Source organism: Nocardia sp. NPDC003482, from assembly GCF_053588115.1.
In genome coordinates this window covers 578311-590759 of record NZ_JBSFPI010000001.1, presented here as the reverse complement: position 1 = coordinate 590759, position 12449 = coordinate 578311, and the positions used below count along the sequence as shown (strand labels likewise).

Sequence of the window (12449 nt, the reverse complement as noted above, 5' to 3'; positions counted from 1 at the left end):
CACGATTCCGTGACCTGTGCGTCCCTTCCACGACAGCTGTATGCGAAGGGACGACCATGTCTTCTGTCATCATCATCGCCGGTGCGGGTGTGGGCGGGCTGGCGCTCGCCCAAGGCTTGCTGCGCCACGGTATCGAGGCCGTGGTGTACGAGCGGGACGCGGCACTGGATTCGCGGCGGCAGGGCTACCGGCTGCATCTGGACGCCGCCGCGCGCGACGCCCTGCACCGGGTGCTGCCCGCGGGTCCGGCCGCGCTGTTCGACGCCACGGCCGGGACTCCGGCAGCGCGATTCACGCTGTTGGACAACACGTTTCGGGTGCTGTTCGCGCAGGAGTCGGAGGGGCCCGCCTACGCGGTGGATCGGCTGACGCTGCGCTCCGTCCTGCTCAGCGGGATCGAGGACCGGGTCCGGTTCGGCAGGGCGGTCGCCGGATTCCGGATGGACGACGACGGGGTGACGGTCGACCTCGCCGACGGCACGACCGCGCGCGGGGATGTGCTGGTGGGCGCGGACGGCATCAACTCCGTGGTGCGGCGGCGGTATCTGCCGCACGCCCGCGTCGTCGAGACGGGTGTGTGGCAGATCTACGGCAGGATCCCGCTCACCGCCGAGACCCGAAACCTGTTCGACGACACCATGTTCGGCGTCTTCACGATGATCACCGGCCCGGACGGGACCTTCCTCGGCGTCGCCCCCGTCGAGTTCCCCGAGAACCCCGCGTCCGCCGCCGCCCGCCTGACCCCCACCGGCCGCCCCCTCCCCCCGGCGACCGACTACATGACCTGCTCCTTCGGCGCCCGCGCCGAATGGTTCGGCCCCACCCGGGACCGGCTGCTCACCCTGCCCGGCCCCGACCTGCACGCGATCGTCGCCACCGCCGTCCGCGACTGGCACCCCCGAGCCCGAGCCCTCGTCGCCGCCTGCGCCCCGGACTCCCTGTTCGCCCTCCCCCTCCGCACCAGCGTCCCCACCCCACCCTGGCCCACCACCCGAACCACCCTCCTCGGCGACGCCATCCACGCCATGACCCCCGCCTCCGGCTCCGGCGCCTGCACCGCCCTCCGCGACGCCGCCACCCTCACCCAGGCCCTCACGACCACCGACCCCCTCGACGCCGTGCGCGCCTACGAACGCCGCATGATCGACTACGGTTTCGCCGCCGTCCGGGCGGGCGCGGCCGACGGGAAGCGGTTCCTGGGTCAGGATCCGCTGCCAGCGGGAGTGTGATCCGGGGGGAATCCCCCAGCGCCCGTTGGCCTTTCGCGCCGCGCACACCGCTGCTGATCCAGCGGGTGCGCGGGCAACTCGAGGTCCTGATGGGGAGCCGGTGGCCGGGAGGCTTTACGTCAGCCGTCGGCTATGTGGGCCTCGTGGGTGAAGGGTTTGCTGCCGGTCGTCACGGCCGGGGCGCCCTCGGGGTTGTCGCGGTCGCCGCGGTTCTCGCGGTGGTCGGTGCCGAGCCATTCGGTGGTGGGGTGGTCGACGTAGTGCCATTCGATGCCGTCGGGCCAGGGGCCCTGGCCCTCGTTCCAGGGGCCGCGGGCGGATTCGGCGCCGTTGGACATGTTGAACGCGACGGTCTGGAAGCGGTCGTCGCCGGGGAGTTGTCCGGGCGGGAAGTTCGTGGGCAGGTCGTTGAGGGCGGCGGTGAACTGCTGGAAGTGGGCGACCTCGCGGGTCATCAGGAAGGTCAACGTGTCCTGCACGCCCGGTCCTTGGTGAACTGCTTCAGGTACTCGTAGACGATCTTGGCGCGGGACTCGGCCGCGAGGTTGCTGCGCAGATCCACCGACGGCTCGCCGTTGGCGTTGACGAACGCGCCCGACCACGGGGTGCCCGCCGAATTGGAGACGTCCGGGCCGCCGCCGGTCAGCGCGAAATACAGCGGATCGGCCGCGACCTGATGGATCGCCTCCTCGCGCCCGTCGCCGGTCGCCACCACGGGCATCCAGTCGCAGCGCTCGTTGGCCTGCTTCAGGTCGTCGTTCAGCCCGTCGAGCAGCATGGTGATCGTGCTGCCCACGATCTCGAGGTGACTGAACTCCTCGGTGGCGATGTCCATGAACAGGTCGTACATCTCCGGATGTTTGCCGCGCAGCAGGAACGCCTGGGTGAAGTACTGCATCGCCGCCTTCAGCTCACCGTTGGCGCCGCCGAACTGTTCCTGGAGCAGGCGGGCGAACCGGGGATCCGGGCCGCTGACCCGCACATCGAATTGCAGATCCTTGTTGTGGGTGAACATGTCCCTCCTCGAGGGTCTCCGGTGTTCGGACACCGGCCGCCTACCACCGTTTGCTCGAACGTAACCGGCACGGCGGCAACGGTTTTCGTGATCGGCACGTCCGGTCCCGGATCGAGATGCGGCGGCCTGACCACCGAGTGAGCGGGAGCGTGGTCGAGCGACGGATCAGGTCCCCGACTGGGACGCGGCGGCGTGCTCGCCCAGATCGGCGAGGGTGAGCGGGTGGCGGGGAGCGTGGTCGAGGATCGGGTGCAGGGTGGTCGCGAGGTCGGGTGCGACGTGCAGCAGCCGGCCCACCGGCAGCTCGCGCCAGCCCGGATCCTCGTCCATGCGTTCGCTGGCGACGATGACCGCGGGGTGGGCGGCCAGGTCGCCGGAGCGGGCGCGGATGCGTCCGGCGGCGCTGGCGTGTTCCAGATGCCGCGTGCCCTGCGCGCCGCCCGCCGCGCGTTGGAGCACGAACAGGTCGTGGGTTCGCGGATAGCGCAACGCCCACAGCTCATCCGGTGTGGTGAGGAGGAGGTTGAGCGCGAAGACCGGCAGGTGGTCGGCGATCCAGGACGCGGCCGCCGCGATACCGGCGCGCACGTCCCCGTCGCGTTCGTCGATCCTCTTGGTGATGAGGGCGAAGACCCGTTCGGAGTCGGTGTCCCCCGCGACCAGGTCCCGGTAGTCGCCCAGTTCGCGCTCGAGCGAACCGAGGTCGCCGACCACCCCGTTGTGCGCGAAGATCCGTCCCCGCTGCTCGAAGGGATGGGTGTTGATCGTGGTGGTCGCCCCCGTCGAGGCGTACCGCACGTGCGCGAGGAACGTACCCGACTCGCACTCCTTCGCCTCGCGCGCGAACGCGCTGTCCCGGTAGGCCGCGATCGGCTGCTTGCGCACCACCGGCGTCCCGTCGGGTTCGAAGACGCCCAGGCCGGTGCCGTCCGGTTCACGGCGACTCTGCCGCGCCAGACTGTCGGAGGCGTCGAGCAACCAGAACGTCGCGTGCACCCGCTGCCGACCCGCCGTCATCCCGAACAAACGACACATGGCACCTCCCGTGGCTCCGGCGTCCTCTCCGCTCCCGTGCGCGCTACCACCGAGCTCGTCGGCGAAACCGCCGGACTCGGCGGCCCCTCCCCTTCCTTGGCTTGTTTTCAAAGTGAGCGACTCCACCGCTGCGACATGAGCAGTCCACATCGTTGGATGCGCATATGCCCATCAAGGTATTTTACAATGCGGCCCAGGACCATCACGGGCACGGAACACGTTGCGCGCCAAGGCTATCGGTCGACCACGTACCGCGACATCACCGCCGTGTTGAACTCCCTCGTCTCGACGCGCCGGAGGCGGGTGCGTTTCGGCAGCGACGGGAACATCGGGGTGCCTCCCCCGAGGATCACGGGCAGGACGAACACCTGGTACTCGTCGACGAGGTCGTGCGGCAGGATGCTGGCCGCGAGGTTCGCGCCGCCGATCTCCATCACCCCGTCGCCCGCGGCCTTGAGTTCGCGGACCTTCTCGACCGCGTTCTCGCGGACCAGGGTGCTGTTCCAGTGGACCTCGGTGAGGGTGCGGGAGAAGACGTACTTGGGTTTGTTCGTCCAGAGTTCGGCGAAGTCGCGCTCGACGGGATGCGCGTCGGCGGGGACGTGCGGCCAGTACTCGGCCATGAGTTCGTAGAGGCGGCGGCCGTGCAGGGAGATCTCGAGGTTGCGGTAGCGATCGTTGTGGAACATGTGCAGTTCCTCGTCGGGATCGGACCAGTCGATGCGGCCGTCGCGGTCGTTGATGTAGCCGTCCAGGGACACGCTGAAGTCGTAGATCAGTTTCCTCATGACACGTAGACCTCTCGGGGGATCGAAACTCATCGGCGCACGGCGAAAATGGGTTGGCGGATCACGACCGCCCACTGCTAACCTTCCGGAAGCCGTGCCGGAGAACGAGGAGGTGGTACCCGTGAACACAGTAGTGATATGGGTGCTCCCCTTGGGGGTCACGGTCGGGCGATAGGTCGTCCGGGAGCGCCGTTTTCGAGTGCGACTCCCGAAAGGCACGACCATGCAATTCATTTCCGAACGGCGTCTCGACGACGGCGTCGTCGAACGCGAGTTCACCCTGGGCGACATCCCCGGCATCCTGTGGACGCCCGAAACGATCACCGAACCGGTCCCGCTCGTCCTGATGGGGCATCCGGGCGGGGTGCGCAGGATGTATCCCCGGCTCGCGGCCCGAGCCCGGCACACGGTGGCGGAGGGCTTCGCCGCGGTCACCATCGAGTTGCCCGGCAGCGGTGACCGTCCCGCGTCGCCCGACGCGGAACGGGCCCGCGCGGACCTGCGCGCCGCGATCACCGCCGGGGGGCCGGTCGCCGACGAGATCGTCGAACGGCTCCTCACCCCGCTGGTCGACAAGGCGGCCCCGGAATGGCAGGCCACCATCGACGCCGTCCTCGACCTGCCCGGCATCACCGGACCGGTCGGGTACTCCGGTGGCGTGATCGCCCTCGGCATCCGCCTGGCGGTCATCGAACCCCGCATCACCGCCGCCCTCCTGTTCGCCGGAAGTTACGTTCCCCGTGCGATGTTCGCGGAGGCCCGGCGGATCACCATCCCGCTGCACGTCCTGCTGCAATGGGACGACGAGGGCAACGACCGCCAACTCGCCCTGGACCTGTTCGACGCCTTCGGCTCGACGGAGAAGACGTTGCAGGCGAATATGGGCGGGCACACCGGTGTGCCGTGGTTCGCGGCGGACAACGCCCAGCGGTTCTTCGTCCGGCACCTGAAAGGCGAGCGGGCCGCAGTGTAGCCGAAAGGCTCTGTGGGACAACTGAATACACAGCCGCCCCGGCCCCCGGTCGGGGCGGCCGTCCGCTCAGGCGGTGATCTCGGCGAACCTGCCCGGCCGATAGGACCCGCCCTGCTGGCGGACGATCACACCGAGCCGGTTGGCCGCGTTGATCTGGGCGACCAGGGCGACGAGGGCGGCGGTCTGATCGTCGTCGTAGTGCGCGCGCACCGCGGCCCAGGTCTCGTCGGAGACGCCGCGGTGCGCGTCGGCGATGCGGGTGCCCTCCTCGGCCAGGGCCAGCGCCGCCCGCTCGGCCTCGGTGAACACCGTGGCCTCGCGCCACACCGCGACCAGGTTGACGCGCTCCGCGGGCTCGCCGTCGTGGGCGAGATCCTTGCTGTGCACGTCGGTGCACCACGCGCACCCGTTGATCTGGCTCACCCGCAGCATGACCAGGTCCTGGGTGGCCTTGGGCAGCGTCGACTGGGCGACCACCAGGCTGGCGTTGCCGAACCGCTTGGCGAACTTCGCGCCGAGCGCGTTGTCGGTGAGGGTGAATCGTTGTTCCATGACTTCGTCCTCGCTGTGATGGGTTGCTGTCGTACGCACACAAGATGCCGACCGCCCGCCCGCTGTGACAGCGTCGAAATGTGGCCAGCGACACGCGCTTTCGCTGTCACGTCCGGGGCGGGACGAATTCGGGTAGTCGATTACCCGAGCGCTCGGGTGGCCGCGGGGCGCATGATCGGGCTCCGCCGAACGCAGCGAGCCGAGGACCGACAGATGTCTGCGAGACGAACCACCGCGTGCGCCCTCCTGGTCGCCGTCGTCCTGCTGTGGCCGCTGACGGGATGCGGTGATCGGTCCGACGGCCCGACGCCCGGCGGCGGTTCGGTCCGGACCACCGGCAACGGTCCCCTGCCGACCTCGACCGACGGCGGGCCGACCGGCGGAGAGCAGACGACCACGCACGGACCCCTCGTGCCCGAGCCGTCGACATTCTCGATTCCCAACCACAGCACCGGTCCGCGCCCGACCGATCCGGGCACCTGCCCGGAACGACCGACCACCCCGACGCCGCCGACGGTCGGATCCACCACCGAACCCGTCCCCCCGAGTACGTCCCACTCGGGAGTCACCGGCGGTACGCCGCCGCCCCCGCCCAGCGGAACGCGATGAGCCGCGACGCCGAGCGACCCACCGCGGGGATCGAGAAGTGGATCGGTGTGGTCGCGGCCGTGCTCGCGCCGACCACGCTCATCACCGGGCTGGCCTACTACTTCGGGCTCGTGGAGGCGCGTAAGTACTACGGCTACTTCGGACTCGACGCCAACGCGCTCGGATTGACCAATGGGGACTATGTGACCCGCAGCGTCGGTGTGCTGTATCCGCCCGCGATCGCGTCGCTCGTGCTGGTGTGGGTGGTGATCTCGGTGGGCGCGCTGCTGCGGCGGGCGATCGGAAAGGGGCGGCGGCGCAGGGTGATTCGCTGGTTCGGCATCGCGTGTCTGGGGGTGGGCGCGGTATTGCTCGTCCGCGGTGTGTTGGGGGTGACGGCTCCCGCGTTGGAGATCATCACCTTCGCCGGTCTCACGCCCGGTGCCCTCGCCGTCGGTGCCGGGCTGGTCCTGGCGGGGCTGTGGATCCTCGCTCAGCTGAAGCCCGTTGCTGCGGAAGTGTTTTCGCCGACGCACCGCCGGGTCACCCTCGGGGTCGCGGCGACGGCGATCGTACTCGCGCTGTTCTGGCTCACCAATATCTACGCCACCTGGTCGGGGCTGCACGGGGCCGAGCGGACCGCCGCCGGGCTGTGGCGACGGGAGACCGTTGTCGAACTCGACACCAAGGAAAGGCTGTACGCGCCACCGCAACTGGTCAGCGAGACCCGGCTGCCCGACGCGGAGGGGCAGACCTTCCGCTACCGGTACCGCTGCCTGCGTGTGCTGGAGGTGTGGCCGGACCGAGTGGTCCTCGTTCCCGCGAAATGGACCCCCGAACTCAGCCGAACATCCCCCAGTCCGCGACGGCCTGGTGGAGGGCCCGGCCGAACTCGGCCCAGCTGTGCAGGCCGCAGTCGTAGCGGACGGTGACGTCGGCGCCGGCCGCGCGGGCCGCGTCCGCGAGGCGCGGGACCTGTAGCCTGATCAACGGTTCGGCGACGCCGAAGACGTTGGTGTCGCGTTCGTCCGGGCACGGAAAACCCCCGGCGGAGACGAACATTCGGGTATCGCGGAGCCTCGCCACCTGATCGAGGGGGTTCATCGATGTGGCGTACGGGCCGGTGACCGGACCCCACACGTCCTCGTAGCGCACGACGCGCCCGGCGGCCGCGCCCATGGCGAGCGGGAACAGCGTCGACATCTCGGGCGACCGGATATCGGGCAGGGCCGGGGAGAGCGCCGCGACGGAGCCGAAGTAGTCGCTCGCGAGTTCGGCGTAGCGGAGCGCTCCCTGGCCGCCCATGGAAACGCCTGCGACGGTATGCCATTCGCGGCCGGGGCGGACCCGGAAGTCGTGCTCGATGCGAGGGATGACGGTGCCGAGGTGGAAATCGGTCCACCGCGGGCCGCCCGGCGCGCGCCAATTCGTGTACATCCCGACGTTCCCGGCGTCGGGCATGACCACGATCGCCGCGGTCGCGTCGAGGGACTCCCGCAGTTCGGGGCGGTCGGTCCACGTCCGCGGTTCGTTCTGCGCGCCGTGCAGGAGGTAGAGCACCGGGTAGGTCGCGTCGGGGTGCCGATCGTATCCGGCGGGCAGGCGGACATCGACCTCGAGCCGGGTGCGACCGTGGAGCAGAGTGCCGCCGGGGGCGGCGGTGTCGATCGCCGGGGCGTCGAACGTCAGAACGTCGGTCCGGGGCGATGATTCGGGAAGCGCGGCCGCGGTCGCGGCCGTGGTGGTGAGCAGACCGGCCACGAGCAGCGCGGCCGCGGGCCAGCTCCGGAGGCGGGAACGACGACCGCGGGACATGCGAGAAATATATGCGGCGCTTACGCTTCCGGGGCCGGTTCGGCGCGGTGTTGCGGGGCGACGATCAGCAGGTCGCGGTCGGCGCGGCGGGCGACCTCGCTCTGGAAGGAGCCGAGGCGCCGCCACGGGGTGTCGAAATCCTTGCGGCCCACCACGATCAGATCGGCGTCCACGAAATCGGCGACGTGCAGCAGATTGGTCGCGGGCGCGCCGCGTTCGCTGTGCGGGACGACCCGGTCCACGCCGCGGTCGCGGATGCCGCAGGCGAGGAACTCCAGCAGTTCGTCCAGGCTCGCGCCGGGCAGGACGCTGTAGATGTCGGGTCCCAGCAGGTCGGAGATCTCGGCCCGATCGTGCCCGGCCAGCCGCGGATACGCGCCCACGAGCGTGAGCAGGGCCTGGGTGTCGAAGGCGAGCCTGGCCGCGGTGGCGACGGCGTGCGGGGAACCCGTCACGCCGTCGATGCCGACGACTATCGAGCGATAGCTGGACATCGGAGCTCCTGTCGAGATGGTTAGCGGCGGAACGCGGGTTCCGCGTCGGACTCCCCCAGATCGATCCGCGCGTACCAGCGGGCCAGCGGCGCGGGCGCCCACCAGTTGGCCCGGCCGAGCAGGCGCATGAACGCGGGAATCAGCAGGATGCGGATGAGGAAGGCGTCCAGCAGGACGGTCAGCGTGAGCGCCAGACCGAACGAGCGCATGAACGACACCCGCGAGGCGATGATGGCGAAGAACACCACGGCCATGACGGTGGCCGCGGCGGTGACGATCGCGCCGGTGCGGCCCAGCCCCATCGACACCCACTCGCGGACGTCGCCGCCGGTGCGCTGCCATTCCTCCCGCATGCGCGAGAGCACGAAAAGCTCGTAGTCCATGGACAATCCGAACGCCGTGCACGCGATCAGCGGCGGCATGGCGGCGAAGGTCGTGCCCGTGCTCAGCGTCCCCAGCGCGCCGAGATGGCCGTCCTGGAAGATCCACACGATCACCCCGTAGGCCGCCGACAGCGCCAGCACGTTCATGATCAGGGCCTTGACCGGCAGCACCAGACTGCCGGTGAACAGGAACATGACCACGAAGGTCGCGAGGGTGATGAGGATGAGCGCCAGCGGGATGTGCCGGGTGATGCCCGCGACATTGTCCAGATCGCGCTGGGCCAGCCCGCCGAACGTCGTCTTCGCCGGGGCGGGAACGGCTTTCAGCGCCGCGAGCTGATCCTTGCCCGCCGGGGAGTAGGGGTCGCGGGTCGTGGTGACCGTGAGATAGGCCGCGTCGCCGCGCTGTTCGGAGCCGAGGTTCGCGGTGCCGAATCGGTTGCCGCCCACGTAGATTCCGTCCGGCGCGGCCACCCCGCCGACGTCGGGGACCCGCGACAGGTCGGCGGCGTAGCGGCCGAGTTCGCCCACGCCGCCGACCCCGTCGGGTAGCACGATGCGCACCGTCCCGGCGATGTCCTGACCGAACTGCTCGCGCAGCACATCCCCCACCTGGCGCGCCGAGGCGGTCTCCGGCAGCACCCGGTCGTCCGGATTGCCCAGCCGGATACCGAGGAACGGCAGGCTGAGCACCGCGAAGACGACGGCCACCGCGAGCACGACCGCCACGGCGTGGTCCACCGCGAATCCGGCGATGCGATACCAGCGGGTCTGCTCCGGGCGGAGCCGGGGCGGATGCGCGGGGCGGCCGAACAACCGGCGGACCGGACCGCGAATGTCCCACGCCGCCAGGCGATCTCCGAGCACCACGAGCAGCGCGGGCGCCACCACGAGCGCGCCGACCAGGCTGAGCGTCACGCCGATCAGCCCGGCGTAGGCGATCGACTTCATGAAGTACATCGGGAACACCAGCATCACCGAGACGGTGAGGATCAGCGTGAGGGCCGAATAGGTGACCGTGCGCCCGGCGGTGCGCATGGTGCGGATCAGCGCCCGATCGGGCGGATTGCCCGCGGCCAGCTCCTCGCGGTAGCGGCTGACGATGAACAGCGAGTAGTCGACGGCCAGGGCCAGGCCCAGGGCCACGGTCAGGTTGAGCGCGAAGATGGACACGTCGGTGGTCCACTGCAACAGCCGCAGCAGCGCGGTGGACACCGCGATCGAGAAGCCCGAGATCACCAGCGGCAGCAGGGCGGCCACCGCGCTGCCGAAGATCCACACCAGCACCAGGAACGTGAACGGGATCGCGATCATCTCGATGCGGACCAGATCGTCGCGGGACTGGAGGTTGATCTCGTTCATCGCGATCGCCTGCCCGCCCGCGGCGATTGTCAACCCGCCCGAGGCGCCGACGACGCGGTCGGCGATCTCCTTGGCCCGCACCGGCGCCTCGCTGTCGGTGCCCGCGATGAGCGCGCTCACCACGCCGGTGCGGTGATCGGCGGAGGCCAGCGGGGTCGCGAAGGGCGCGGGAGTGGTCCAGTACGAGACGATCTCGTTGGCGTGGCCGGACCGGCGCAGGGCGTCGACGACCCGCTCGCCGCCCGCGCGCGCGGCCGGGCTGTCCACCCCCTCGGGGGTGGCGACGGTGAAGACGACCGAGATGCCGCCGACGCCGAAGGTCTGCGCGAGCGCGCGCTCGGTGGCGGCCCACTCCGAGCCCGGATCGTCGTACCCGCCCGCCGGCAGGTGCGTGGCCACCGGCGCGCCGAACGCGCCCGCGACCACCAGTAACAGCAATGCCGCGGCCAGAATTCGGCGCGGCGCGCGCAGGGCGAACCCACCGAGCCTCGCGAAGATCCCCACATTCGTGACCACGGCGACGCCACCTTTTCGCGTTCCGACCGAGGGTACATAAACATACCGTCAGTCGGTAACTATAATTGCGGTCGCTATGGTGGTCAAGACACGTCGTGAGGAATACGCCGCACTCACCAAGGCCGCGATCCTGGACTCGGCGAAGCGCCTGTTCGTCGATCCCGGCTACGCCGATGCCTCGATCGACGACATCGCCGCGGGCGCGCGCGTCAGCAAAGGCGCTGTCTACCACCACTTTCCGGACAAGCGGACGATGTTCGAGCAGATCCTGCGCGACGAGTTGCGCGCGGGCATCGAACAGGTGGTGCGCGCGACCGGAACCCAGACCGCCGACGCGTTCGACGGTCGCGCCTTCGCCAAGGCCGGGGCGCACGAGATGCTCACCCTGTTCGGCAACGACCCGGTGAAGCGGTCGCTCATGCAGCAGGGCCCGGCGGTGCTCGGACTGGACGGGCTCCGCGAGATCGATGAACGGCAAGTACTCCCCCTCATCCGCGGGCAGCTCGAGCTGATCGCCGAGCACGGTCATCTGCGCACCGAGTTGTCCATCCCGATGACCGCGCGCATCGTGTACTCGCTGTTGCTGTCCGCGGCGGGCGCGATCTCCCAGCACGACGACCCGGCGACCGCGACCGCGCAGGCGTGGCAGGTCGTCGATCGCATGGTCGACGGATTGTTCGTGCCCGCCGCGGCGGCGGAGTCACCGCGATGAGGCCGGTTCGGGCGCGAGCGCGGGCCGGGCGACGAGCCGGCGCTCGAATTCGACGAACGCCGGGAGCGGCCGTTTGGTGTCGAACGGCACCGTGAGCGGTTTGAGCGAATTGCCGAAAACCGAACGGTCCCCGCACAAGTGGATCGGCACCACCAGCAGCGCCCACTCCCATCCGGCGATGAGCACCCACAGCCCGACCACGGCGCCCTGGGTGAGGAAGCTGTGCATCACGTTGTAGAGCACGTAGTAGACCGGCGCGATCCGCCCGCCGTTCCCGGCGGCCAGTGAGCGGCGCTGCGCGAGCAGGCCGGGCAGGTACCCGATGAGGTCGATGTAGGCGAACAGCACGACCGCGGGCAGCCAGCGCACCTCGGTGATGTGCCAGAAGAACAGGCCCATCGAGACGAACAGCGCCGCGAGCTGTTCCAGCCGCATGAGCCGGAAGGTGACCTGGCTCTCGAAGTGGTTGCAGGCGTCCACGACCCTCACTCCCCCACCGCGACGCGTTCGGTCACCGCCGCGAGGACCGTCGGATCGTCGAGAACCGTTGCGTCGCCGAGCAATCGGTGCACGGCGATGGCGAGGCCCTCCTTGAGGACCTTCTCCGCCAGCGGTTCCATGATGCCCGCGAGGCTGGCGATGCCGAAGTCGAAGGTGGTCTCGAAGTACAGCTCGCAGCCCGCTCCGGCGGGTTCGATGCGCCACGAGCCGCGGAAGCTGTCGAAGTCGCCCTCGGTCTGCTCGAAGCTGATCCGGCGCCGATCCGGTTGGAAGTAGTCCACTTCCGTCCAGCACAGCGGGCCGTTGCGGAAGTAGACCTCCCAGTCGCTGGTGCTCGGTTCGCCGTCGGCGCCCGGGTGGACGACGACCGAGCGGACGTCCTCGGACAGGTCGGGATAGCGGTCCATCCGGATGATGCGCCGGTACGCCTCGTCGGCGTCGATCCGTTCCGAGCGCATGCGCAGTTCCACTGTTCGCACGGTTCTC

13 protein-coding genes and 1 pseudogene are annotated in these 12449 nt (G+C 69.8%); 5 read left to right on the top strand and 9 right to left on the bottom strand.

From position 1 onward, the window contains the following. Window positions 1–56 precede the first annotated feature (56 nt). Entirely contained in the window at window positions 57–1229 is a 1173-nt protein-coding gene (locus ACWDSJ_RS02750) for an FAD-dependent oxidoreductase (RefSeq protein WP_450028934.1), read from the top strand. 119 nt (window positions 1230–1348) lie between these two features. Here ACWDSJ_RS02750 and ACWDSJ_RS02745 read toward each other — a convergent pair. The 3 genes and pseudogenes from ACWDSJ_RS02745 to ACWDSJ_RS02735 form a co-directional block, all read right to left on the bottom strand. Further along, window positions 1349–2244: pseudogene (locus ACWDSJ_RS02745) on the bottom strand (manganese catalase family protein). Window positions 2245–2409: 165 nt separating this feature from the next. Continuing rightward, entirely contained in the window at window positions 2410–3279 is an 870-nt protein-coding gene (locus ACWDSJ_RS02740) for a class II glutamine amidotransferase (RefSeq protein ID WP_450028933.1), read from the bottom strand. A 233-nt stretch (window positions 3280–3512) separates the two neighbouring features. After that, window positions 3513–4067 (bottom strand): dihydrofolate reductase family protein, encoded by a 555-nt coding sequence (locus ACWDSJ_RS02735; RefSeq protein ID WP_450028932.1) that lies wholly within the window; start codon window positions 4065–4067, stop codon window positions 3513–3515. Between the two features lie 223 nt (window positions 4068–4290). Between ACWDSJ_RS02735 and ACWDSJ_RS02730 the strand changes: the two genes are divergently transcribed. Beyond that, window positions 4291–5040 (top strand): dienelactone hydrolase family protein, encoded by a 750-nt coding sequence (locus ACWDSJ_RS02730; protein WP_450028931.1) that lies wholly within the window; start codon window positions 4291–4293, stop codon window positions 5038–5040. A 66-nt stretch (window positions 5041–5106) separates the two neighbouring features. On the opposite strand, the gene ACWDSJ_RS02725 is transcribed toward ACWDSJ_RS02730, so the two are convergent. Further along, window positions 5107–5592, bottom strand: a complete 486-nt coding sequence (locus ACWDSJ_RS02725; RefSeq protein WP_450028930.1) for a carboxymuconolactone decarboxylase family protein — start codon at window positions 5590–5592, stop codon at window positions 5107–5109. Window positions 5593–5805: 213 nt separating this feature from the next. Between ACWDSJ_RS02725 and ACWDSJ_RS02720 the strand changes: the two genes are divergently transcribed. After that, window positions 5806–6201: a hypothetical protein gene (locus ACWDSJ_RS02720; protein WP_450028929.1), complete on the top strand. Its 396-nt coding sequence runs from the start codon at window positions 5806–5808 to the stop codon at window positions 6199–6201. Further along, a complete protein-coding gene (locus ACWDSJ_RS02715; RefSeq protein ID WP_450028928.1) occupies window positions 6198–7112 on the top strand; it encodes a hypothetical protein in 915 nt (304 codons plus the stop codon). Before ACWDSJ_RS02720 ends, ACWDSJ_RS02715 begins: the two co-directional genes overlap by 4 nt. On the opposite strand, the gene ACWDSJ_RS02710 is transcribed toward ACWDSJ_RS02715, so the two are convergent. The 3 genes from ACWDSJ_RS02710 to ACWDSJ_RS02700 are packed head-to-tail and all read right to left on the bottom strand — an operon-like array spanning window position 7021 to window position 10750. Then, complete coding sequence (locus ACWDSJ_RS02710; RefSeq protein WP_450028927.1) at window positions 7021–7995, bottom strand: alpha/beta hydrolase; 975 nt, start codon at window positions 7993–7995, stop codon at window positions 7021–7023. The genes ACWDSJ_RS02715 and ACWDSJ_RS02710 overlap by 92 nt on opposite strands. A 20-nt stretch (window positions 7996–8015) precedes the next feature. Beyond that, window positions 8016–8489 (bottom strand): universal stress protein, encoded by a 474-nt coding sequence (locus ACWDSJ_RS02705; protein ID WP_450028926.1) that lies wholly within the window; start codon window positions 8487–8489, stop codon window positions 8016–8018. Between the two features lie 20 nt (window positions 8490–8509). Continuing rightward, the gene (locus tag ACWDSJ_RS02700) at window positions 8510–10750 is read right to left on the bottom strand and encodes an MMPL family transporter (RefSeq protein WP_450028925.1); all 2241 of its coding nucleotides are present in this window, start codon (window positions 10748–10750) and stop codon (window positions 8510–8512) included. Window positions 10751–10826: 76 nt separating this feature from the next. On the opposite strand from ACWDSJ_RS02700, the gene ACWDSJ_RS02695 reads away from it, so the two are divergent. Then, entirely contained in the window at window positions 10827–11462 is a 636-nt protein-coding gene (locus ACWDSJ_RS02695; protein WP_450028924.1) for a TetR/AcrR family transcriptional regulator, read from the top strand. Here ACWDSJ_RS02695 and ACWDSJ_RS02690 read toward each other — a convergent pair. Together ACWDSJ_RS02690 and ACWDSJ_RS02685 are read right to left on the bottom strand one after the other, a co-directional pair. Beyond that, window positions 11451–11942 (bottom strand): hypothetical protein, encoded by a 492-nt coding sequence (locus tag ACWDSJ_RS02690; protein WP_450029021.1) that lies wholly within the window; start codon window positions 11940–11942, stop codon window positions 11451–11453. The two genes, ACWDSJ_RS02695 and ACWDSJ_RS02690, sit on opposite strands and share 12 nt — an antisense overlap. Window positions 11943–11947: 5 nt before the next feature. Continuing rightward, window positions 11948–12442 (bottom strand): type II toxin-antitoxin system RatA family toxin, encoded by a 495-nt coding sequence (locus tag ACWDSJ_RS02685; protein ID WP_450028923.1) that lies wholly within the window; start codon window positions 12440–12442, stop codon window positions 11948–11950. Window positions 12443–12449: the final 7 nt, after the last annotated feature.

Bases quoted from the DNA above. Each gene is read 5' to 3' on its own strand.
- ACWDSJ_RS02740 (WP_450028933.1), bottom strand. From the start codon at position 3,279: ATGTGTCGTTTGTTCGGGATGACGGCGGGTCGGCAGCGGGTGCACGCG.
- ACWDSJ_RS02705 (WP_450028926.1), bottom strand. From the start codon at position 8,489: ATGTCCAGCTATCGCTCGATAGTCGTCGGCATCGACGGCGTGACGGGT.
- ACWDSJ_RS02715 (WP_450028928.1), top strand. From the start codon at position 6,198: ATGAGCCGCGACGCCGAGCGACCCACCGCGGGGATCGAGAAGTGGATC.
- ACWDSJ_RS02750 (WP_450028934.1), top strand. From the start codon at position 57: ATGTCTTCTGTCATCATCATCGCCGGTGCGGGTGTGGGCGGGCTGGCG.
- ACWDSJ_RS02695 (WP_450028924.1), top strand. From the start codon at position 10,827: ATGGTGGTCAAGACACGTCGTGAGGAATACGCCGCACTCACCAAGGCC.
- ACWDSJ_RS02710 (WP_450028927.1), bottom strand. From the start codon at position 7,995: ATGTCCCGCGGTCGTCGTTCCCGCCTCCGGAGCTGGCCCGCGGCCGCG.
- ACWDSJ_RS02725 (WP_450028930.1), bottom strand. From the start codon at position 5,592: ATGGAACAACGATTCACCCTCACCGACAACGCGCTCGGCGCGAAGTTC.
- ACWDSJ_RS02720 (WP_450028929.1), top strand. From the start codon at position 5,806: ATGTCTGCGAGACGAACCACCGCGTGCGCCCTCCTGGTCGCCGTCGTC.
- ACWDSJ_RS02730 (WP_450028931.1), top strand. From the start codon at position 4,291: ATGCAATTCATTTCCGAACGGCGTCTCGACGACGGCGTCGTCGAACGC.
- ACWDSJ_RS02735 (WP_450028932.1), bottom strand. From the start codon at position 4,067: ATGAGGAAACTGATCTACGACTTCAGCGTGTCCCTGGACGGCTACATC.